Origin of the sequence: Paenibacillus sp. PSB04, from assembly GCF_025809195.1 — a bacterium.
GTDB lineage: Bacteria > Bacillota > Bacilli > Paenibacillales > Paenibacillaceae > Paenibacillus_AQ > Paenibacillus_AQ favisporus.
The window spans coordinates 273,499-292,950 of sequence record NZ_CP081301.1 but is presented as its reverse complement, the minus strand read 5'-3'; the positions used below and the strand labels follow the sequence as shown (position 1 = coordinate 292,950).

Annotated in this window: 18 protein-coding genes; 15 read left to right on the top strand and 3 right to left on the bottom strand. The window is 55.8% G+C overall.

Annotated elements, in window-relative coordinates; all coding sequences use genetic code 11:
• Nucleotides 1-344: 344 nt before the first annotated feature.
• From K2F33_RS01545 to K2F33_RS01500, 10 genes are all read left to right on the top strand, one after another.
• Nucleotides 345-1,358 carry an ABC transporter substrate-binding protein gene (locus K2F33_RS01545; RefSeq protein ID WP_263880841.1) on the top strand — a complete coding sequence of 338 codons (1,014 nt, stop codon included), beginning with the start codon at nucleotides 345-347 and terminating at the stop codon, nucleotides 1,356-1,358.
• Complete coding sequence (locus K2F33_RS01540; protein ID WP_263880840.1) at nucleotides 1,358-2,404, top strand: FecCD family ABC transporter permease; 1,047 nt, start codon at nucleotides 1,358-1,360, stop codon at nucleotides 2,402-2,404. The genes K2F33_RS01545 and K2F33_RS01540 overlap by 1 nt, the downstream gene beginning before the upstream one ends.
• The gene (locus tag K2F33_RS01535; protein ID WP_263880839.1) at nucleotides 2,401-3,180 is read left to right on the top strand and encodes an ABC transporter ATP-binding protein; all 780 of its coding nucleotides are present in this window, start codon (nucleotides 2,401-2,403) and stop codon (nucleotides 3,178-3,180) included. The genes K2F33_RS01540 and K2F33_RS01535 overlap by 4 nt, the downstream gene beginning before the upstream one ends.
• A gap of 94 nt (nucleotides 3,181-3,274) precedes the next feature.
• A complete protein-coding gene (cobT, locus tag K2F33_RS01530) occupies nucleotides 3,275-4,345 on the top strand; it encodes a nicotinate-nucleotide--dimethylbenzimidazole phosphoribosyltransferase (RefSeq protein ID WP_263880838.1) in 1,071 nt (356 codons plus the stop codon).
• Nucleotides 4,342-4,935 carry a bifunctional adenosylcobinamide kinase/adenosylcobinamide-phosphate guanylyltransferase gene (cobU, locus tag K2F33_RS01525; protein WP_263880837.1) on the top strand — a complete coding sequence of 198 codons (594 nt, stop codon included), beginning with the start codon at nucleotides 4,342-4,344 and terminating at the stop codon, nucleotides 4,933-4,935. Before cobT ends, cobU begins: the two co-directional genes overlap by 4 nt.
• Nucleotides 4,932-5,765, top strand: coding sequence for an adenosylcobinamide-GDP ribazoletransferase (cobS, locus tag K2F33_RS01520; protein WP_263880836.1), 834 nt, complete (start codon nucleotides 4,932-4,934; stop codon nucleotides 5,763-5,765). The genes cobU and cobS overlap by 4 nt, the downstream gene beginning before the upstream one ends.
• Nucleotides 5,766-5,781: 16 nt before the next feature.
• Nucleotides 5,782-7,395 carry a cobyric acid synthase gene (locus K2F33_RS01515; protein WP_263880835.1) on the top strand — a complete coding sequence of 538 codons (1,614 nt, stop codon included), beginning with the start codon at nucleotides 5,782-5,784 and terminating at the stop codon, nucleotides 7,393-7,395.
• Nucleotides 7,396-7,635: 240 nt separating this feature from the next.
• Entirely contained in the window at nucleotides 7,636-9,030 is a 1,395-nt protein-coding gene (locus tag K2F33_RS01510; protein WP_263880834.1) for an L-cystine transporter, read from the top strand.
• Nucleotides 9,031-9,454: 424 nt separating this feature from the next.
• A complete protein-coding gene (locus K2F33_RS01505) occupies nucleotides 9,455-10,537 on the top strand; it encodes a hypothetical protein (RefSeq protein ID WP_263880833.1) in 1,083 nt (360 codons plus the stop codon).
• 298 nt (nucleotides 10,538-10,835) lie between these two features.
• A complete protein-coding gene (locus K2F33_RS01500) occupies nucleotides 10,836-11,519 on the top strand; it encodes a queuosine precursor transporter (protein WP_076173410.1) in 684 nt (227 codons plus the stop codon).
• Between the two features lie 122 nt (nucleotides 11,520-11,641).
• On the opposite strand, the gene K2F33_RS01495 is transcribed toward K2F33_RS01500, so the two are convergent.
• Both K2F33_RS01495 and K2F33_RS01490 read right to left on the bottom strand, forming a co-directional pair.
• Nucleotides 11,642-12,733, bottom strand: a complete 1,092-nt coding sequence (locus K2F33_RS01495; protein WP_263880832.1) for a M24 family metallopeptidase — start codon at nucleotides 12,731-12,733, stop codon at nucleotides 11,642-11,644.
• A 208-nt stretch (nucleotides 12,734-12,941) separates the two neighbouring features.
• The gene (locus K2F33_RS01490; protein ID WP_263880831.1) at nucleotides 12,942-13,670 is read right to left on the bottom strand and encodes an MBL fold metallo-hydrolase; all 729 of its coding nucleotides are present in this window, start codon (nucleotides 13,668-13,670) and stop codon (nucleotides 12,942-12,944) included.
• Nucleotides 13,671-13,993: 323 nt separating this feature from the next.
• Here K2F33_RS01490 and K2F33_RS01485 point away from each other — a divergent pair, with 323 nt between their 5' ends.
• Nucleotides 13,994-14,839: an SDR family oxidoreductase gene (locus K2F33_RS01485; protein ID WP_263882269.1), complete on the top strand. Its 846-nt coding sequence runs from the start codon at nucleotides 13,994-13,996 to the stop codon at nucleotides 14,837-14,839.
• 98 nt (nucleotides 14,840-14,937) lie between these two features.
• Entirely contained in the window at nucleotides 14,938-15,444 is a 507-nt protein-coding gene (locus K2F33_RS01480; RefSeq protein ID WP_089545564.1) for a GNAT family N-acetyltransferase, read from the top strand.
• A gap of 121 nt (nucleotides 15,445-15,565) precedes the next feature.
• On the opposite strand, the gene K2F33_RS01475 is transcribed toward K2F33_RS01480, so the two are convergent.
• A complete protein-coding gene (locus tag K2F33_RS01475) occupies nucleotides 15,566-15,949 on the bottom strand; it encodes a winged helix-turn-helix transcriptional regulator (protein ID WP_084204047.1) in 384 nt (127 codons plus the stop codon).
• Between the two features lie 150 nt (nucleotides 15,950-16,099).
• Here K2F33_RS01475 and K2F33_RS01470 point away from each other — a divergent pair, with 150 nt between their 5' ends.
• The 3 genes from K2F33_RS01470 (at nucleotide 16,100) to K2F33_RS01460 (ending at nucleotide 19,386) form a co-directional block, all read left to right on the top strand.
• Entirely contained in the window at nucleotides 16,100-17,671 is a 1,572-nt protein-coding gene (locus K2F33_RS01470) for a copper amine oxidase N-terminal domain-containing protein (RefSeq protein WP_263880830.1), read from the top strand.
• A 389-nt stretch (nucleotides 17,672-18,060) separates the two neighbouring features.
• On the top strand, nucleotides 18,061-18,714 hold the full coding sequence (locus K2F33_RS01465) for a lysozyme inhibitor LprI family protein (protein WP_076173406.1): 654 nt from the start codon (nucleotides 18,061-18,063) through the stop codon (nucleotides 18,712-18,714).
• A 129-nt stretch (nucleotides 18,715-18,843) separates the two neighbouring features.
• Complete coding sequence (locus tag K2F33_RS01460; RefSeq protein ID WP_263880829.1) at nucleotides 18,844-19,386, top strand: DinB family protein; 543 nt, start codon at nucleotides 18,844-18,846, stop codon at nucleotides 19,384-19,386.
• Nucleotides 19,387-19,452 lie beyond the last annotated feature (66 nt).

The following is a 19,452-nucleotide window of genomic DNA, read 5'->3' as shown; positions in this document are numbered from 1 at the left end:
GAGGAAAGGATTACGTTTCACGTGCCCTTCATAACGCATGTTCGCCGCAGCTCAAGCAAGCATTAGCTTGACCACTTGACCTCGCACCATGCTACAAGGCACACCGGTCCATCGCGGCGATGCCGCGGGATGTTCCGTGCAGACGTAATCCCTGATTCTTGATCGAACAAGAGTCAGGGTTTTTTAGTTGACAAAGAATGGAGCGGCAGACGCCATACACCTGCTCATGGTGAGCAGCGGCGCTGCAACTCTAGCATTTCCGTCAGGTTTATTCCGTTTTCGTATACCGGTCAGGCCTCTTTTGTGCAAATTATTCGATAGACAAAGAGGGAGAGAACGAAATCATGAACGTAACGTTGAAACGCTGGTCCACAGGCCTTGCGGCGCTGCTGCTTGCCTTATCGCTGAGCGCCTGCGGCGCCAAGAACGAAGACAGCTCCGCCTCGCAGCAGCCTGCTGCCCAGACGGAGCAAAGCGCGGATAACAGTGCGTCGCAGACAAAGACAGACGAACTGAAAACAACCTATCCGCTGACCATTCAGGATGCGACGGGAGAGTCCTTTACTTTCAAGGAAGCGCCGAAGCATATTATCTCGGTATCTCCTGCAGAGACGGAGGCGCTCTTCGCGATTGGTCTGGACAGCGAGATCGTCGGGGTATCCGATTATGACGATTATCCGGAAGCAGCCAAGTCCAAGGCGAAAATGGGCGGCATTACTAAACCGAACGAGGAAGCGATCATTGCGGCCCAGCCGGACATCGTATTCACGGGCATTTCGATGAGCGAGGAAGCGGTGAAGAAGCTGCGCGACCTTGGCATTCAAATTTTCAAGACCGATCCGAAGACAGTCGATGACGTGATCAAAAATATCGAAACCTACGGCCTCATCACTGACCATCAGGCGGAAGCCAAAGCGGTGGTCGACAAGATGAAGCAGGAGGAAAATGAGGTTACCGAAGCAGTCAAATCGCTGACGCCGGAGCAGAAGAAAAAGGTATACATCGAATTTTCCCCGGGCTGGACGGTCGGCAAGGGCGAGTTCATGGATGAGCTGATCACCCTGGCCGGCGGCGTGAACGTGGCGGCGGACACCGAGGGCTGGAGCGAAATCAGCGAAGAGAAAATCATCAAGGACAATCCGGACGTGATTTTGTATGCCAACAGCGTCATCGACGAGAAGACGAAGAAAAGCCTTGGCGACATCATTAAAGGCCGCAGCGGCTGGGACCAGATTACAGCCGTGAAGAACGATGCGGTCATCGGTCTTGACGACAATCTGCTGAGCCGTCCGGGTCCGCGTGTCACGCAGGGCCTGAAGGAAGTGGCGAAGGCCATCTATCCTGACCTGTTTAAATAATGAGCAAAAAGCTGGCAGGCTATGGAGGAATCGGCATCGTCCTGCTCGTCCTGACCCTGCTGATCTGTCTGGGGATCGGCTCGGTCGCGCTGCCGATCCGGGACATCGCCCTCATTCTGCTGCACCGGATTCCATGGATCGGAAGCCATATCGACCCGACGTGGAACGCATCGTTTGAGCAGATTATTGTGAAGGTGCGGCTGCCGCGGATTCTGCTGGGCATGCTGGTCGGCGCGGCTCTGGCCGTGGCCGGCTCGGGATTTCAGGGCGTGCTGCGCAACCCGCTCGCCGATCCGTTTACGCTCGGGGTTTCCTCGGGGTCGGCGGTAGGCGCGTCGTTCCTGATCTTTTTCGGGCTGCAGTATTCGTTTTTCGGCGGCTGGACGCTGCCTGCGGTCGCTTTCGTGACCGGAATGCTGACGCTGTGGATGGTCATCGCGTTGGCCAGGGAGAGCGGAAAAATTCCGACGAACAGCCTGATTCTGTCCGGCGTGGTGATGCAGTCCTTTCTCGGAGCGGTCGTATCCTTCCTTTCGGCGATGTCGAACCGGACGATCAATGAAATTATATATTGGACAATGGGCAGCCTCAGCCTGCGTGGATGGTCGTATACGGCCATCCTTTTGCCGTATTTTCTGGTGGGATTTGCGGTGGTCTGGAGCCGGGCCCGCGCGCTGAATCTATTGTCCTTAGGTGAGCGGCAGGCGGCCCATATGGGAATGAACGTGGATGGCGTGAAGCTGGGGGTGCTGCTCGTCAGCACGCTGCTCACGGCTGCCGCGGTGTCGGTTGCGGGCATTATCGGGTTCGTCGGACTCGTCATTCCGCATGTGATCCGACTGATCACCGGTCCCGATTACCGGCTGATCGTTCCGCTGTCGGCCATCGGCGGAGCTGTCTTCATGGTCTGGGCTGACACGATCGCCCGCTCCCTGCTGGCGCCGACCGAGATTCCGCTCGGCGTGGTGACGGCCTTCGTAGGCGCTCCGTTTTTTGCCTATTTGCTGTACCGGAACAAAAAGCAGCGGAAGGGGAGATGGACATGATCGAGATCAGGGAAGCAGGGAAACAGTATGGCGGTATCACAGCTCTCCATGGCCTCAACTGGTCGGTTCAGGAAGGCGAATGGTGGGGGATTATCGGGCCGAACGGCAGCGGCAAGTCAACGCTGCTGCAGCTGATCTCCGGCGTGGAGAAGGTCAGCAGCGGCGAGGTGCTGATTCACGGCAAACCAGCCTCTGCCTATAACCGGAAAATCCTCTCCCGCATGATGGCCGTTCTCCAGCAGGACGGCCTTCCTCCTGTCCATTATCCGGTCAGGGAAGTACTGGAGATGGGACGTTACCCGTACCAGGATTGGCTCGGCCGGGACGAGGGCGGCGATCCTGACGCCTTGATCGAGAACATTATGGAGAAGCTGCAGCTGCACGCGCTTGCGGACCGCCCGCTGGATGAGCTGAGCGGCGGGCAGCGCCAGCGCGTCGCCCTAGGCAAAGTGATGGCGCAGGAGCCGCAGATTCTGCTGCTTGACGAGCCGACGACGTATCTGGACATCCGCTACCAGCACCAGTTCATGGAGCTGGTGGCGCAGTGGCGGCAGGAAGAAGGCATCACGGTCGTCGCCGTCCTGCATGATTTGAACCTGGCGGCGCAGTTTTGTGATAAACTGCTCGTATTAAGAGACGGGCAGGCGGTCGGAATGGGAACGCCGGAAGACATGCTTACCGAGGAAACGATCCGTCTGGTATACGGCATTGAGCCGGTCATTGTTCCCCATCCGGTCAGCGGTATTCCGCAGGTGCTGGTGACCAGGCAGCGGTAGGATTAAAGCAGCCCGGAGAACGAGTGCGGAAAGTAGGCGTGCTGTGAGTTGATCGGTTTGAAGGCAGTTTTACGAGAGAGGGAGTAGATGCAAGATGAACGAACTTTTGAAGCAGTACGTGGAGCGGATTCAGCCCCTGGATGAGGCCGCGTCGAAGGAGGCGGCAGCCCATATCGCCAACCTGACGGTGCCGCCGGGCAGCCTCGGCAAGCTGGAGTCGCTGGCAATCCAGCTGGCCGGCATAACCGGCGAGACGAAGCCGCTGTTCGAGCGCAAAGAGGTTATCATTATGGCCGCAGACCATGGGGTGTGCGAGGAAGGCGTCAGCGCCTTCCCGCAGGAAGTGACGCCGCAGATGATCCTCAATTTTCTCGCCGGAGGCGCGGCGGTCAACGTGCTGTCCCGGCTGGCCGCCGCGGACATCGTCTGCGTCGACATCGGGGTGAAGAGCGACCTGGCCCATCCGCAGCTGGTGTCCCGCAAGGTGCGGTACGGGACGGCCAATATGGCCAAGGGACCGGCGATGACCCGCGAGGAAGCGGAGCAGTCGATCCTGACCGGCATCGCCGTCGTCGAGGAAGCGGTGGCGCAAGGCGTCCGCATCTTCGTTACCGGCGAAATGGGCATCGGCAACACGACGGCCAGCTCGGCCGTCATGTGCGCGCTGACCGGCACGCCGGTCAAGGAGGCGGCCGGACGCGGGACAGGCCTGACCGACGAGCGCCTGCTTCATAAGATCGGCGTCATCGAGAAGGCGCTCGCCGTCAACGCGCCGGATGCGGCCGACCCGATCGATGTGCTCGCCAAGGTCGGCGGGCTCGAAATCGGCGGCCTGGCCGGCGTCATCCTCGGCGCCGCCGCCCGTCGATGTCCCGTGGTCATCGACGGATTTATTTCCAGCGCCGCCGCGCTGCTGGCGCGGGCAATCTGTCCGCTGGCCGCGGAATACATGATCGCGTCCCACGCCTCGCATGAGCAGGGGCACCGCCTGCTGCTGCAGGAGCTCGGGCTGGCGCCGATGCTTGACTTGGACATGCGCATCGGCGAAGGCACTGGCGGCGTGCTCGGCCTGACGCTGGTGGACGCGGCGTCCCGCATCGTGCGCGAGATGGCCACCTTCGAAAGCGCCGGCATCTCCGGCGGCGAGGCGGTGACGTCCGAGTGAGCGTACTCGTAACGGGCGGCGCCCGCAGCGGCAAGAGCTCCTTTGCGGAGCGCTGGATGATGGCCCACGCCGGGCAGGCGGTGTACGTGGCGACGGCGCAGGCCTTTGACCGGGAGATGGAGGAGCGGATCGCCCTCCATCGGCAGCAGCGCACCGAAGCGGCGTATCCCTGGGAGACCCGGGAGGAGCCGCTGCGGCTGGCGGAGCTGCTGCAGGCGCTGCGCACAGGGCAGGCTGATCCTGCTGGCGCAGCTTCATCCGCGGAAGATCGCGCGCCGGCCGTGCTGGTGGACTGCCTGACCTTGTGGCTGTCCAATACGCTTCTGGCGCATGAGGGCGAGGAGGATATGGAACCGCGCCTCATGGAAGCCATCAACCAGCTCGTGGATCAGATTCAGGCGTATCCCGCTCCGCTGGTGCTCGTCACCAATGAGGTCGGCGACGGCATCGTGCCGGAATACCGGCTGGGCCGGGTGTTTCGCGATTACGCGGGCATCTTGAACCGCAAGGTAGCGGCCGTCAGCGACCAGGTCTTTCTGGTGACGGCCGGCATTCCGATCGAGCTCAAGAGCAGGGAGTATCACCTATGAAAATGAACGTTCAGGCGGCTGCGGCCGCTTTTCAATTTCTGACCCGTTTTCCGGTCAAGATGACCCTGGATTATACGCCGGAGCTATTTCGCCGGAGTACGCGCTTCTATCCGCTGGTCGGGCTGGCGGTCGGCTTGACCGTCTGGATCGGCGGAGCGGCCGCTTCGTATCTGCTTCCGCCGCTTCCTGCCGCCGTGCTCATGCTGATTCTGTGGGTCGGCCTGACCGGGGGCCTGCATCTCGACGGCTGGATGGACACGGCGGACGGCCTGCTCAGCTACCGCTCGCGGGAGCGGATGCTGGAGATCATGAAGGACAGCCGGGTCGGGGCCATGGGCGCCATGGCCTGCGTGCTGCTCCTGCTGCTGAAGGCATCGCTGATTTACTCGCTGCTGCTCGGCGGCCTCCCGCCGCTGCTTCTGCTGCTGCCGCCGGTATGGAGCCGCTGGTTCATGGTCCATGCGATGGCTTCCTGGCCGATGGCGCGGGGCAAAGAGGGACTGGCGGGCAGCTATTTCAATGGCATGACCCGGAAGCAGAGCATGGAGTCCTTCCTGCTGGCGGCAGGGCTCACCCTGATCGCGGCGCTGCTGTCTCCGCTGCTTCCCTACGGACCTGCCGGGATCTGGAATTATAGAGGCATCACCTGGCTTCATGCCGGATTAGCCTGGCTGCTGCTTCCTTTGGCGGCATGGGCTGCCGGATGGTGGGCAGGGCGGCGGATGAACGCCATGCTCGGCGGTTTAACCGGCGATACTTACGGCGCGCTGAACGAGGGCATTGAGACTGTGCTTCTGCTCGTGCTGACCATACTCATCTACCGTTTTTGACTAGGAGGCAGACGCGATGGAATTAACCGATACAACACGGAAGGACGGCTCACCGGGAGCCGTGCTGATGCTGCAGGGAACGGCTTCGGACGTCGGCAAAAGCGTCGTGACCGCGGCGCTCTGCCGCATCTTCGTGCAGGACGGATACCGCACGGCACCGTTCAAGTCGCAAAATATGGCGCTGAATTCCTATGTGACCGCGGACGGCAAGGAAATCGGACGGGCGCAGGGGATGCAGGCCGAAGCTTGCGGGATCGAGGCGACCACCGATATGAACCCGATCCTGATCAAGCCGACGGGCGATATGCATTCGCAGATCGTCGTTCACGGGCGCCCGCTGGCACACATGAGCGCGACCGATTACCGCAGCCGCTTTCTGCCGGAAGCGAAGGACACGGTGCTGGAAGCCCTCGACAGGCTTCGCGGGCAGTACGACATCGTCGTGATGGAAGGTGCGGGCAGCCCGGCTGAGATTAACCTCAAGGACCGGGACATCGTCAATATGAACCTGGCCGGCTGGGCCGATGCGCCCGTGCTGCTCGTTGCGGACATCGACCGGGGCGGGGTGTTCGCGTTCCTGGTGGGTACCTTAGAACTGCTGGAGCCCCACGAACGGCAGCGGGTGAAAGGTTTTATCATCAACAAGTTCCGGGGGGACTTGTCCCTGCTGCAGCCGGGGCTGGACTGGCTGGAGGAGCGGACCGGTATTCCGGTGCTCGGCGTGCTTCCGTACATCCCGGACATCCGCATTGAGGCCGAGGATTCCGTCGTGCTGGATGAGCTGACCGCCAAAGGGCAGTCAAGCCCGGAAGCGGACATCGACATTGCCGTCATCCGCTATCCGCGCATTTCCAACTTCACTGACTTTGACCCGCTGCAGGAGGAAAGGGATGTCCGGGTCCGCTTTATTACCAAGGCGGCCGATCTCGGTCATCCGGATGTGATCATCTTGCCGGGGACGAAGGATACGATCGGGGACCTGCAGTATCTCCGCAGCCAGGGCTTCGATCTGGCAATCGCCGCAGCCGTCGAATCGGGCGATGCGCAGCTGGCCGGCATCTGCGGAGGGTACCAGATGCTCGGCAAAATGCTGCATGATCCGGACGCCGCCGATGGTGGCGTTGCCCGCGAGGAGGAAGGACTCGGCTATTTGCCGGTCGCGACGACGTTTGCGAAGGAGAAGCGCACGGTCCGGGTGACCGGCCGGGTTGCGGACCATTCTCCTCTGCTGCTGTCCGCGGAGAGCCGATGCCTGCTGGCCGCCGGCGAACCGATTTTCGTCGAAGGATACGAAATCCATATGGGGCAGAGCCGCAGCCTGAAAGGGGAGCAGATGGCCCCGGTGTTTAAGCTGGGGCCGGACGGAGAGCAGCCGGCCGCTGAAGGCTGGGGGACGCTGGACGGGCGGATCTGGGGCACCTATCTGCACGGGGTGTTTCATAACGACCGGCTTCGGCGTTTATGGCTTGACCGGATCCGGGAGAGCAAAGGACTCCGCCCGGTGAAGGAGACTTTCTCCGCATCGGGGCTGAAGGAGCAGGAGTTTGACCGGGTTGCGTCGCTCGTCAGAGAGCATCTCAATCTGGAGCAAGTGTATCAAATCATGGGAATATCCGCCAAGACGGTATAGTTTTGAGCAGGATGCGGGTAATAAATAGAAGTCATTCCGAAGTACACTTGGCGAATGGCTTCTTTTTTCTTTTTTTACAGCAAATTCTAACATGAAATTAACCCTACCCAAATAGTATGAATTATGCTACACTAAAGTCCAGTTTCACAGATTGCCCAAAAAAGCAAGCGACCTGCCCGCGGGCAAGCCGCAGGGACAGGCGTTAACATTATTGTTATAAGAGGGGAGAAAGAAAGAGAGATGGACACACTTTGGACTGTGGTGAACGTCGTTGTGATGCTCATTCTGATCGGCCTGTTGATCTGGATGCAGAAGAAGCACGTATCGTTCACGAAACGCGTATTTACCGGCCTGGCGCTCGGTATTATTTTCGGATTTATCCTTCAATGGGCCTTCGGCACGCAATCGGAGGTCGTCAGCAAGTCTACCGACTGGTTTAGCCTTGTAGGCAGCGGCTATGTCGGCTTGTTACAAATGGTCGTCATCCCATTGATCATGGTTTCGATCATTTCCGCGATCATGAACCTGAAGGGCAGACAGAACCTCGGCAAAATGAGCGGCTCGATCATCGCCGTTCTGCTTATCACCGTGGCGATCGCAGCTTCGGTAAGTATCGTAACCAGCTTGTCCTTCAACCTGAAGGCGATTGAGATTCAAGCGGGCGACCGCGAACAAGCTCAAGGTCAGAAGCTGGAAGAGAGAGTGGGAGAGGTCGAAGACAAATCGATCCCGCAGCAGGTGCTGGAATTCATTCCAACCAATCCGTTCGCGGATATGACCGGGGCACGCCGCTCCTCGACGCTGGCCGTCGTCATTTTCTCGGCCTTTATCGGAGTTGCCGTTCTCGGCATTGACCGTAAGAAACCGGAGCAGGCGGCTACCTTCCGCAAGATGGTCGAAGCGGTCTATGCGGTGGTCCTGCGAATCGTTACGCTGGTGCTCAGGCTGACGCCTTACGGCATCCTGGCCCTGATTACGAAGACGACGGCTACCACGAATATCGATGAGATTCTGAAGCTGGCCAAGTTTGTCGGCGCTTCGTATGTGGCTCTGATCGTCATGTTCATCATTCATCTGATTCTGATTACACTGTTCGGGTTCAACCCGATCCAATACGTACGCAAAGTATTTCCGACGCTCGTCTTCGCATTCACTTCCCGTTCCAGTGCGGCCACCATCCCGCTGAACGTGGAAACCCAGACGAAGAAGCTTGGAGTATCGGAAGGGATTGCCAACCTGTCGGCAACCTTCGGTGCCACAATCGGCCAGAACGGCTGCGCCGGTATTTATCCGGCCATGCTGGCGGTAATGATCGCACCGACGGTCGGCATCGATCCGACAAGCTGGGATTTCATTATTAAACTGATTCTGATCGTAACCATCAGCTCCTTCGGGGTTGCCGGCGTTGGCGGCGGTGCCACCTTCGCATCCCTGATCGTGCTGTCCACGATGAACCTGCCGGTGGCGCTCGCCGGTCTCCTGATCTCGGTTGAACCGCTGATCGACATGGGACGCACGGCGCTGAACGTCAACGACTCGATCACGGCCGGTCTGATCTCGAGTAAAATTTTGAAAGAGAATGACCAGGATACGTTTAACAACAATCATGTTGAGCTTGACTCGGCGCATGCGTAAGCTTGCGGACGCGTCCGAAGAAACCAAAGCCTTTGCGGGCTTTGGTTTCTTTTTTTGATATGAGAAAGTATAGCTTGAGAGGATCGGCATTTTTAGATTGCAATAAAAATCTAGACCATTCGACGTTATTTTCTGCGACCAAAGGACTGGCTGGCGAACCCAAGCGACCTGTCCTCAGGGCGGGGAGGGGCCGCGGAGAAAGGATACGTGCCGCAGCAAGCCTTAACAGCGCTGAGATGTTTGAGAGCCCCGCACCATCGGGCAAAATAGATTCGTCACGAAACAATCCCAAGAAATGGGCCTTTGGCCGCAGTCCCTAAAAAAAGGAAAACACTTCGCCTTCGCGAATTTGTTAACCATCCGAAATGACATCCCACGATCGCCACCTGGAAGGATACTCTTACAAATTCAGGAGGGAATGAGCATGAAAAAGACGAAATGGCTGCTGAACATCGGCCTGCTGGGCACGCTGCTGCTGTCCGGATCGGCTGCGGCCTTTGCGGACGACGCGGAGCTGGTACCGATTGAGACGCTGAAACCGGCGGTCCCCATGGTGAAACCGGTGCTGACGGGAACGGGCGGATCCCTGATCCTGAGCGACTCCCCGGAATCCCCTAAAGTTGAAGGCGCTTACTACAGGGATGCGGTGACCGGATCGTTCCGCGTATTTTGGCATCATCAAAATATGACCGGCGAGCCGCTGACCGTGGCCGTGGCTGTGACCAACACGTCCGCCGAGCCTGTCATGCTGTTCTCGGAGGGGATCGGGCTTGCGACGGATTATTATCCGGATGTCGCCGGTCAGATGGCCTTGGCTGATTTTATGAGCAATCGTGCGGCCCAGAAGAAGGAAGCAATCCTGCAGCCGGGAGAGAGCTATTACTTGACCGCCCTTGCGGAAAATACGCACACCGCCAGCGGCATCGCCAATTTTGCCGCGTATACGCAGCAAGGGCATGGGGACGCGACCGTCACGGTCACGACGCTGGGCTATAAAGAGCAGCCGGCCAACCCATTGGACGTACCGATTCTGCCGAAGGATGTGCACGTGCGCGGAACATTCCCTCATGCGGACCGTACCGGTACATTGGACTACAATACGTCAAGCGGCAATTCGCTGATCCGCATTTCCTCAGCGGCGAGCGGTCCGTGGAGCGACAGCATGCCGGGTGAGTATGAGGAAGGCTGGAACGCGGTGGACGGCGGAACCGTCATCAACAACGGCAACTACGGGGTCATGTACAACCTCAGCGTAGCCATCAACAACGAAGAGGACGTGAAGCGGGTCATTTCGGTGTACGATAACCCGTCCGGCGGCGCGGGCCACTATGTGATCGGCTGGGGTAGGGATCTGCTGCAGTCGCCGTTCGTAAACTATCAGAAAGCCTGGAAGTTTACCGAGTTTACAGTGAACAAAAAGGGCAAAACGATCGCTGCCGAGCTGAGCCTGACCGGTGGAGCGGCCGGACCGCAGACGCTGTATTTTACCAATTCGGACGTGCAGTAAAGCCGTGCCTTGTGCCTTATTCAGGACGATGAACGAATGTGATCCATTATATATGCGACATTGAAGAGACTGCCCATGCCGGCTGCGAACGCCGGAACGTGGGCAGTTTTTGTTTGCAGCTGTGTCTCCCGGTGGTTCCGGGGCCTGCCCAAGACATTTTCAGGTCCCAGAAAAAAACATGGCAACTTCGGTTTCCGTGTGATACAGTAGTACATGTTTTGGGTTTGATAGAATAGACAAAGACCTCAAAACCGCGGTTCGCAACCATCCCGCGTAATCAAAACTAGGAGGAACACGAGTGTACAATTTGTTGTGGGGTATTTTGTTCGTACTTGTTAATTTTTCGCTGTACCTGCTGTGCTACCGTTTATTCGGCAAAAAGGGGCTGTACGCCTGGATCGGGGTCGCGACGGTGATCGCGAACATTCAGGTGACGAAGACGATCGATATTTTCGGCATCGTCCTGACGCTTGGCAACACGATGTATGTCAGTTTGTATATGACCAGTGACCTGCTGAACGAAAAATACGGCCGGAAGGAAGCGCAGAAGGCGGTGTGGTTCGGCTTTTTCACGCTGCTGATGACGACGCTGCTGATGCAGATGGCGCTATTCTTTACGCCGGACGAGAGCGACCTCGCGCAGGAATCGCTGCAGAACATCTTCGGCCTGATGCCGCGCCTGGCGCTGGGAAGCTTGACGGCTTACTTCGTCAGCCAGTTCCTGGACGTGCGCCTGTATGCCTGGCTGCGGAAGCTGTTCGGCGAGCGGAACCAGTTCTGGATCCGCAACAACGGCAGCACGATGATCAGCTCGCTGGTGGACACGCTTATTTTCTGCACGATTGCTTTTGCCGGACGTTACGAGCTGTCGGTCTGGATTGAAATCTTCCTGACGACGTATCTGATCAAGTTCGTGCTGACCGCGGTGGGAACGCCGTTTCTATATATCGCCCGCGATTTCAAATTCAAGGACGAGGATTAAGCAGAGCAGACGGCTACTGTATGATTGCCGCTGTTCAATAGATAAGCTGAATGGTTGCAGCACAAAAAACCGGAAGATCCATCTAGCGATGGGGTCTTCCGGTTTTGCCGTTTCATAGGGCATTAGCCGCCGATTACCGTTAATTCTTTTGGATACGAGGTCAGGACTTCAACGCCGTTGTCAGTGACGACGATATCGTCTTCGATCCGCACACCGCCAAGTCCCGGCACATAGATGCCCGGCTCCACGGTGAAAACCATTCCCGGCTGCGTCAAGTCGGTATTGCCGCCGTGCACGGACGGATACTCGTGCACATCCATGCCGAGGCCGTGCCCGAGACGGTGCATGAAGTACTGGCCGTAGCCTGCGTCCTCCGTTACTTGGCGGGCCGCTTGGTCGATAGAAGCCAGCGTCACGCCCGGCTTGATCGCCTGAATGCCCTGCAGGTTGGCTTCCAGCACGGTGTTGTAAATCTTCGTCAGCTCCGGCGAAATGTCGCCGACCGCAAACGTTCGGGTGATGTCGGAAGCGTAGCCGTTGGCGTAGACGCCCATGTCAAACATGAGCAGGTCGCCGGACTGGATCTTGGTCTGACCTGGCGTGCCGTGAGGGAGCGCCGTCTTCGGTCCGGTCAGCACCATCGTGTCGAACGAAGGACCGTCCGCACCGAGTTTCTTCATTAAATATTCAAGCTCGGCGACGATTTCGATCTCGGTCACACCCGGCTTCACGCGGGAGAGGCCCTGCCGCAGCACTTCTTCAATCAGGTCAATCGCATGCTTCATGCGCTGGATTTCCTCCGGTGTCTTGCTGACGCGCATCGCGCGCAGCAGCGGACCGATATCTTCGTATTGCCCGGCGCCAACCGACTGCTGCAGCTGTTCGTAGCGCGCCACGCTGATCTGTTCCTTTTCGATGCCGAGCGTGCCGATCGTGTTCTTGAACTGCTGCCGAAGCAGGTCGTACGGATTGTCCGTGTCGGCATGCGTGATGATGTTTTTTACCGAGGATGCGGCCTGGGCGGCCTCGGCATCGAGGGCGGGTACGATCAGGAGCGGCTGTTCGCCGCGGGTCAGCAGCAGGCCGAGAAACCGTTCATGCGGGTTGCTGGCAAAGCCGGTCAGGTAAAAAACATGCTTAGGGTCGGTGACGAGCAGGCTGTCGAGGCCGTGTTCGTTCATGGCCTTTTCCAAGGCGGTGATTCGGTTGCTCATGATTATTCATCCTTTCTTATGTAGAAGGGGCTGGTGGGCAGGCCGTGTACGTCAATGTTGTTGTCCGATTGCCCGATGGCTCGATGGCTCGTTGATCGAACTGCCCGATCCAGGCTCCCCGTGTCACTTCAATCCTATGGTTACGCGGTCCGAAAACTTCCGTTAAACGCGGTCATCTTTAACGCAATAACGCCGATAGACGTATGGGTTACCGGTGACTTTGAATGATCTCCCGGATGCGTTCGTTCGGAGACTTGTCGTACAAGCCGCCGTGGTAGCAGAACACTCCATCCAGCGGCAGATCGGCCAGCTTGCCCATGCTTTCGATGGCCTGTGCCATATTCGGCGTGAAACCGGGTACCGGTCCCTGCAGTTCACCCTCGCGAATGGTCAGCTCATCGGCTGCGAGCAGCAGCTTTTCTTTGGGAAGGTACAGACAAATATGCCCCGGTGTATGCCCTGGAGTATGGATTACTTGAATGCCGCCGTGCAGCTCCAGATGATCTCCGTCATGCAGCACCCGGCTGATGGAAATGGAGGAACGCTCGTCGAGAACGTTTTGAACCGCCTCCCGGGCCGCTTCGGGCATTTGGGCGAGACGCTCCGGCGTGACCTTGATCAGCGGCTCTTGTCCGGTGATGACGGGAATATCGTCTTCATGGGCCCAGATCTCGATGCCGGGATTGGCTTCAAGCAGGCGGGATACGTTGCCGATATGGTCGATGTCCTGGTGCGTGAGGATGACGCGCTTGATATCGTTCAGGGTGAGACCGGCTTCGGTGATTGCTTTCTGGACCTGGTCGAACTGGCCGACATTGCCGGTGTCGACGAGCGTGGCTCCGGTTTCATCCCACAGCAGGACCGGCTGGTAAGCAGGCTGCTCGGCCGTCGGCTGGGCAAACAGCTCAATGGATACGATCTGATGTCCGATTTGCATGATTTCCCGGATAAATCCGGTACACCTCCTATGTTTTTAATGTGAAAGCATGGATTGCTTCTATTATAAACCTCTCATCTGCAAAAAGAAAAAGCAGTTCTGGAAAGTGCCTCGAGTCTTGGTGATGCAAAAATGCTGTCCGTTATGGTCAGGTCCTGCAGGATGCCACGTTAGTATGAGCCCGCGGAAAAGTCGTATATCATGGCGCTGCCTATGCGGAAAGAAGAGGGGAGGAATTCAGCAGAACCATCTACGCTTTCCCTTGCCTGTGTGCTAGTATTTTAGAAAAAGCAGTACGCGTAAAGGGAGGGATCAAGGTGAGCATGGAGCAAAAAACGGTAGTCGTGACCGGCGCCAACTCCGGCATGGGACTGGCGACGACGGTCGAACTGGCGAAGCAGGGAGCACACGTTATTATGGTGTGCCGGAGCGAGTCGCGCGGCCAAGCTGCGCTGCAGGAGGCTATCCGCCGGAGCGGCTCGCAGGCGATTGAGCTGATGCTGTGCGATTTAGGCGATCTGGCGGGTATCCGCCGCTTTGCGGAGGCGTTCAAGGCGCGTTATCCGGTGCTGGATGTGCTGGTCAACAATGCGGGGGTAGTCATGCTGAAAAGGCAGCTAACCCGCGACGGCTTCGAAATGGACATTGGCGTGAACCACCTGGGCCATTTTCTGCTGACCAACTTGCTGCTGGACCGGCTTACCGCCGCAGAGCAGGGAAGAATCGTGGTCGTTGCATCCGGAGCATATAAGGCTGGCAGCATCCATTTTGACGATCCGTTTTTGTCTCGCAGCTTTAATCCGATCAAGGCGTACGCCCAGTCGAAGCTCGCGAACATTTTGTTCACGGTGGAGCTGGCCGAGCGGCTGAAAAACACCCGGGTCACCGTGAACTGCGTCCATCCCGGCGCTGTCGCGACGCAAATCGGGGTGAACCGCGATACGGGCTTTGGCAAGCGGGTGCTGGCCGCGCTGAAGCCCATGTTTTTGACGCCGGAGCAGGGGGCGGACACCGCCATTTACCTGGCAGCTTCGCCGGAGGTTGCGGGCGTGAGCGGGAAATATTTTTACCGGAAAAAGCAGCAGGCGCTGAAGCCCAAGGCAGCCGACCGGGAGAGTGCAAAACGCTTGTGGGCTTGGAGCGAGCAGATGGTGGGACTGGACGGGTGAGTGAAGCGTCAAAAGCTTCCTATAGCACAGATTCCCGGATTCTTTTACAATAGAAAATAACGATTCGTAGACAAGCGGTAGGAGGCTGAACAGGGCAGATGACGACGCAACAACATTACATCATTGAAGACGCCGCGCTGGAGGATTTGCAGGCGGTGGTCGATATTTACAACACGACGGTGGCGGGAAGAATGGTGACCGCGGATCTGGAGCCTGTGACGGTAGAGAGCCGGCTGGCCTGGTTCCATGAGCATAACAGCCATCACCGTCCGCTGTGGGTCATGCGTTCCGAAGGGAAAGTTGTGGCCTGGCTCAGCTTCCAGTCTTTTTATGGGCGGGCAGCCTACAACGCGACGGCGGAGATCAGTATTTATGTGGCGGAAGAGTGCCGCGGGGCGGGCGTTGGCCGGATTTTGCTGGAGAAGGCGCTGGCCGAAGCTCCACGCTTCGGACTGAACCGGCTGGTCGGCTTTGTGTTCGGGCATAACGAACCGAGTCTGAAGCTGCTGCGCCGCTATGGCTTTGAGGATTGGGGCGTGCTGCCGGGCGTGGCCGAGCTGGATGGCGTGGAACGGGATTTGGTCATCGTTGGGCGCAAAGTATAGTAAGCCCGGAGGCAATGACGGCTCATTTTCCATAATAAAGGCAGAAATATCGAAAAGGCGCTCTGCATGCAGCAGGCGCCTTTTGTTGTTGGTGAGGAGGGGGGGATCCAATCCGTACGTATTAAAGGTCCTCGTCGCAGGCAGGCTTCGCTTCGCAGCACTTGGCAGCTTCGGCGGGCGTGGAGTCCGCATTATCAATCGTGACCCATTGCTCGGACCAGAGCTCGATTCCCCGGATGACCGGTTCGAGTGCCATGCCCTTCTCGGTCAGGGAATATTCGATTCGCACCGGTGTTTCCGGAAAAACCTCTCTCCGGACGACACCGTCCTGCTCTAAATCCTTAAGCCGCTCCGACAACAACCGGCCGCTGATCGGCAGGGAGGATTCAATGGTGCAAAAACGCTTCGGGCCGCTCAGCAGCTGATGGATGATCAGGCTGGTCCAGCGCCGGTTGATAATTTCCATCCCTTTTTCCAATTTGGGGCACAAAGGACTTGATTGCATGCTTCTTCACCTCGTTTATGATGTTCATTATATCGCAAATGGAGCGTTAAATATATACGGTTTGAAATGTTCTTTACATTCGGTGTTACCTGCTGGCATACTATATAAAATGGAATTTTTTCCATGCATACATAATGGGGAGGTAAACTGATGAAGAAGCGTTTCAAATGGGGATTGGCGCTTGGACTGGCCATCATGCTGATTGTGCTGGCAGGCTGTCAGGCCGTTGGCGGCCTGGACGTCAACAAAGCGGTGCTCAGTACCCTGGATGTCAAATCGTCCGAAGCGAAGTCCTCGATGTCGCTTGAACTGGTGCCTGCGGATAGCGGGCTGACGGCAGAAGATAAGCAGATGATCGACCTGATCAACTCGATCTCGCTCACGATTGACTCGGCTCGTACGCAGGATCCAAACACCGGATCAATTGAAGGCGCCGTGAAGGTTAACGGCAAGCAAATTCCGTTCCATCTGTCCGTAGATAAGGACAACCTGGCCTTGTCTCTTGAAGGCATGACTCAACCTGTCGTGATTCCGCTGAACGGCATGGAAGGCATGGAAGGGCTCACGATGACTGGACTTCAAATGTCCAACGAAAGCGCGTTGAAAATGGCGAAGGATGTTGGCGGCTTCCTGATCAAGCACGCGCCGAACCCGTCCTCGATCGCACTGTCCTCCGTGACTGACAAAGTGAACGGCGAATCGCTGTCGCTGCAGAAGCTGCACATCGACATTCGCGGTGATGAGCTGGCAGGCCTGGTTAAAGGCTTCCTGACCAGCGTATCCCAGGACAAAGAAGGATTGAAAGAAATGATCGCGGCCGTCTACGACGTCTACTATCCGATCTTTGAATCTACGTTTAGCCAGTCCGGTGAGGACATGGGAGATATGGCTGCAGCGTTCGGCACGCCGGAAAGCGTGCTGAAGGATAAAGACGCGGCGGTGACTTATTTTACCGATGAAGCGCTGAAGGCGCTGAACGAGTTCCTGCCTCAATACGACGACACCGTCAAAGAAATGATGGCTGAACCCGATATGTCGGTGATCCTTGGCAAGGATACCGTGCTGTCCCTTGACTTCTTCCTGGACAGCAAGCTGCAGATCCGCAAGCAGAACATGGACCTGACGATCCAAATTCCGCAGGGCGAAGGCGTGCCTGTGAAGCAGGTGAAAGTTCACTCGCAGTCGGAGACGTGGAACGTCAACCAGCCGGTGACCGTGAATAAGGTCGACACGTCCAAAGGCGTGTGGGAACCAAGCTTGATCGGCGTGACGCCAGGCGAAGTGATCCGTCATCTCGATGCGAAATCCGATCTGTACCGTCTCTTGACGGAAGACGCGAAGATTACGCAAAAGCAGATTTCGCTGACAACGCGCCAAAATGCTGAGGACGACGAAGACTACTGGTACTACCCGGAAGCCATTATCGTGAACAACACGACGATGGTGCCGATCAAATACGTTGCGGATCAGCTGGATGCCCAACTGAAATGGAACGGGGCCACGAAGCAGCTGACGATGGTGGATGACCTGAAAGGCACCCAGATCGTCATCAAGGAAGGCTCCAAGCAAGCGACGATCGACGGCAAAGCCGTTACCTTGGCCCAGCCGGTGATCAACCGCGACGGCTCACTGTACGTTCCGCTGCGTTTTGTGGCCGACGCTTTCGGCACGAAGGTGAACTGGGATAAGAGTGAGCAGCTGGTGACGATTGAGCGGGAGTAGATGATTAATGGGTTTGTAAGCTGGAAAGCTTGAAAACTCGGATGAAGAATGCGGAACGTATGAGAAGAACTGAAGGCAGCCCTGAGGGGCTGCCTTTTTTTTTAGTGGGGACAAGATCTTCGGTACATTCAAGAATTATTAGGGCACGGAAGCTCTAAAACCACCGGAATCTACACCCGTGTCAGTATCAAAGACGTCCGTCGTATACTGAGTCAGCTGGATCGATTATTGAATTGAATAATTTGGTAATTTCGCATACCATGGGAGATACAAATGTAATACGACTATCGCATACTCGGTGGGAAAGGAAAGAGTATGCGATAGTCGTAGAATGGGAGTTATGCACCATTACCGGTAAATATTAAAGATGATATTTAAGGAGATCATTTATGAAAGGTAAGATACTCTTATTATTTTTTATAACGATAGTGTTATCAGCTTGTCAAAGTAATAGTCAGTCGACTACTTTAAACAACGAAACTAAATCAATAATGAATTCTGAACTGCCTCCTGATGTAGTGAGTACAGGTAATGGAGCAGAATCGGAAGGAATAACTGAAGGTCGATCAGATCCTTCTAACAATGAAGTGTTTTCCATGAGCATTGGGAACTATGATTTGAAAGGAGAATTTTATGATGAAATGCTTCGAAATCCTATAGATCATGATTATGAAGTTGAATTAAATGAATTAGTAAATTCCAAAGAGGATATCACAACATTGCGATGGGGTGCGTTGGAAGGCAAATATACAGAGATTTGGGATAAAGAGTTGAATCAAATATATAAAAAGCTTCTTTCGAAGTTGGATCGAGAACCAAGAGAAGCACTCATTGAATCGCAGAAAGAATGGTTACAGTATCATTTAAAGGAAACAACATTTGTAGAGAAGACATTTATTAATCATGGTTACCTTGGATCACAAGGATCGGTAAGCCTAGCCACGGTTATAAAGGAGAGAATAAGGGAAAGAACAATGCAATTATATGAATATCGATATTTGCTAGATGGTGAAGCTGAGTTTTTATACCAAAGTAAAAAATAGAGTTGGAATCTTGATCAATGGTTTTTAGGTGATGCTTCGAAGGTAGTAACGGAGCATAACACTGTATTCACGCTGCAGACAACAAACGACCCGGCTTAAGATAAGAGCTATCTAAGGCTGGGTCGTTTCGTGAATACCCAAACGTTACCCGAAATAAATGAAAGATTAATAGAAAAGTGGGGTAGAAGGATGAGTTATAGATCTATTCTCATAGACCAGTTAAACGCCTGTTATAACGATAAGAGTTGGTTCATTCCACTCCATGAAATTTTAAAAGATTTAAATGCTACACAAGCTGCATGGGAGAATGAAAGTAAACAATCCATTTGGTCGATCGTGAATCATCTCATATTTTGGAATGAGAAGTGGCTTGAGAGATATAACGTTGAACAATTTGAATTAGAGAGTTCAATAAACAATGATGATACTTTTTATGTGAATCCACATACAATAAATGATTTTGAGTGGAAGAAGACCTTACAGAGACTTGAAACAGTCTTTGAAAGTTGGAATAGGGCACTTGAGGAAAGCGAAGATCTTAAACTTATAAAAGAAATCCCCTCCTATTTCAATGCTCCTTGGTGGGGAGTAGTATCAAATTTATGTATTCATAATGCATATCATATTGGTCAGATCATGCTGCTCAAAAAACAATTGATAAGTGTAGGTTAGGTAATATTTCAGAGGAGTCAGATGCAGACTCAGCAGCTGACATCCCTGCGGACCTAACCGCATTGC

Excerpts from the sequence above, each read along its gene's own strand:
- K2F33_RS01495 (WP_263880832.1), bottom strand. The coding sequence starts at position 12,733 with ATGAGCAACCGAATCACCGCCTTGGAAAAGGCCATGAACGAACACGGC.
- K2F33_RS01480 (WP_089545564.1), top strand. The coding sequence starts at position 14,938 with ATGACGACGCAACAACATTACATCATTGAAGACGCCGCGCTGGAGGAT.
- K2F33_RS01490 (WP_263880831.1), bottom strand. The coding sequence starts at position 13,670 with ATGCAAATCGGACATCAGATCGTATCCATTGAGCTGTTTGCCCAGCCG.
- cobS (WP_263880836.1), top strand. The coding sequence starts at position 4,932 with ATGAAAATGAACGTTCAGGCGGCTGCGGCCGCTTTTCAATTTCTGACC.
- K2F33_RS01515 (WP_263880835.1), top strand. The coding sequence starts at position 5,782 with ATGGAATTAACCGATACAACACGGAAGGACGGCTCACCGGGAGCCGTG.
- K2F33_RS01540 (WP_263880840.1), top strand. The coding sequence starts at position 1,358 with ATGAGCAAAAAGCTGGCAGGCTATGGAGGAATCGGCATCGTCCTGCTC.
- K2F33_RS01465 (WP_076173406.1), top strand. The coding sequence starts at position 18,061 with ATGAAAGGTAAGATACTCTTATTATTTTTTATAACGATAGTGTTATCA.
- K2F33_RS01475 (WP_084204047.1), bottom strand. The coding sequence starts at position 15,949 with ATGCAATCAAGTCCTTTGTGCCCCAAATTGGAAAAAGGGATGGAAATT.
- K2F33_RS01535 (WP_263880839.1), top strand. The coding sequence starts at position 2,401 with ATGATCGAGATCAGGGAAGCAGGGAAACAGTATGGCGGTATCACAGCT.
- K2F33_RS01510 (WP_263880834.1), top strand. The coding sequence starts at position 7,636 with ATGGACACACTTTGGACTGTGGTGAACGTCGTTGTGATGCTCATTCTG.
- cobT (WP_263880838.1), top strand. The coding sequence starts at position 3,275 with ATGAACGAACTTTTGAAGCAGTACGTGGAGCGGATTCAGCCCCTGGAT.
- K2F33_RS01470 (WP_263880830.1), top strand. The coding sequence starts at position 16,100 with ATGAAGAAGCGTTTCAAATGGGGATTGGCGCTTGGACTGGCCATCATG.
- K2F33_RS01505 (WP_263880833.1), top strand. The coding sequence starts at position 9,455 with ATGAAAAAGACGAAATGGCTGCTGAACATCGGCCTGCTGGGCACGCTG.
- K2F33_RS01545 (WP_263880841.1), top strand. The coding sequence starts at position 345 with ATGAACGTAACGTTGAAACGCTGGTCCACAGGCCTTGCGGCGCTGCTG.
- K2F33_RS01485 (WP_263882269.1), top strand. The coding sequence starts at position 13,994 with ATGGAGCAAAAAACGGTAGTCGTGACCGGCGCCAACTCCGGCATGGGA.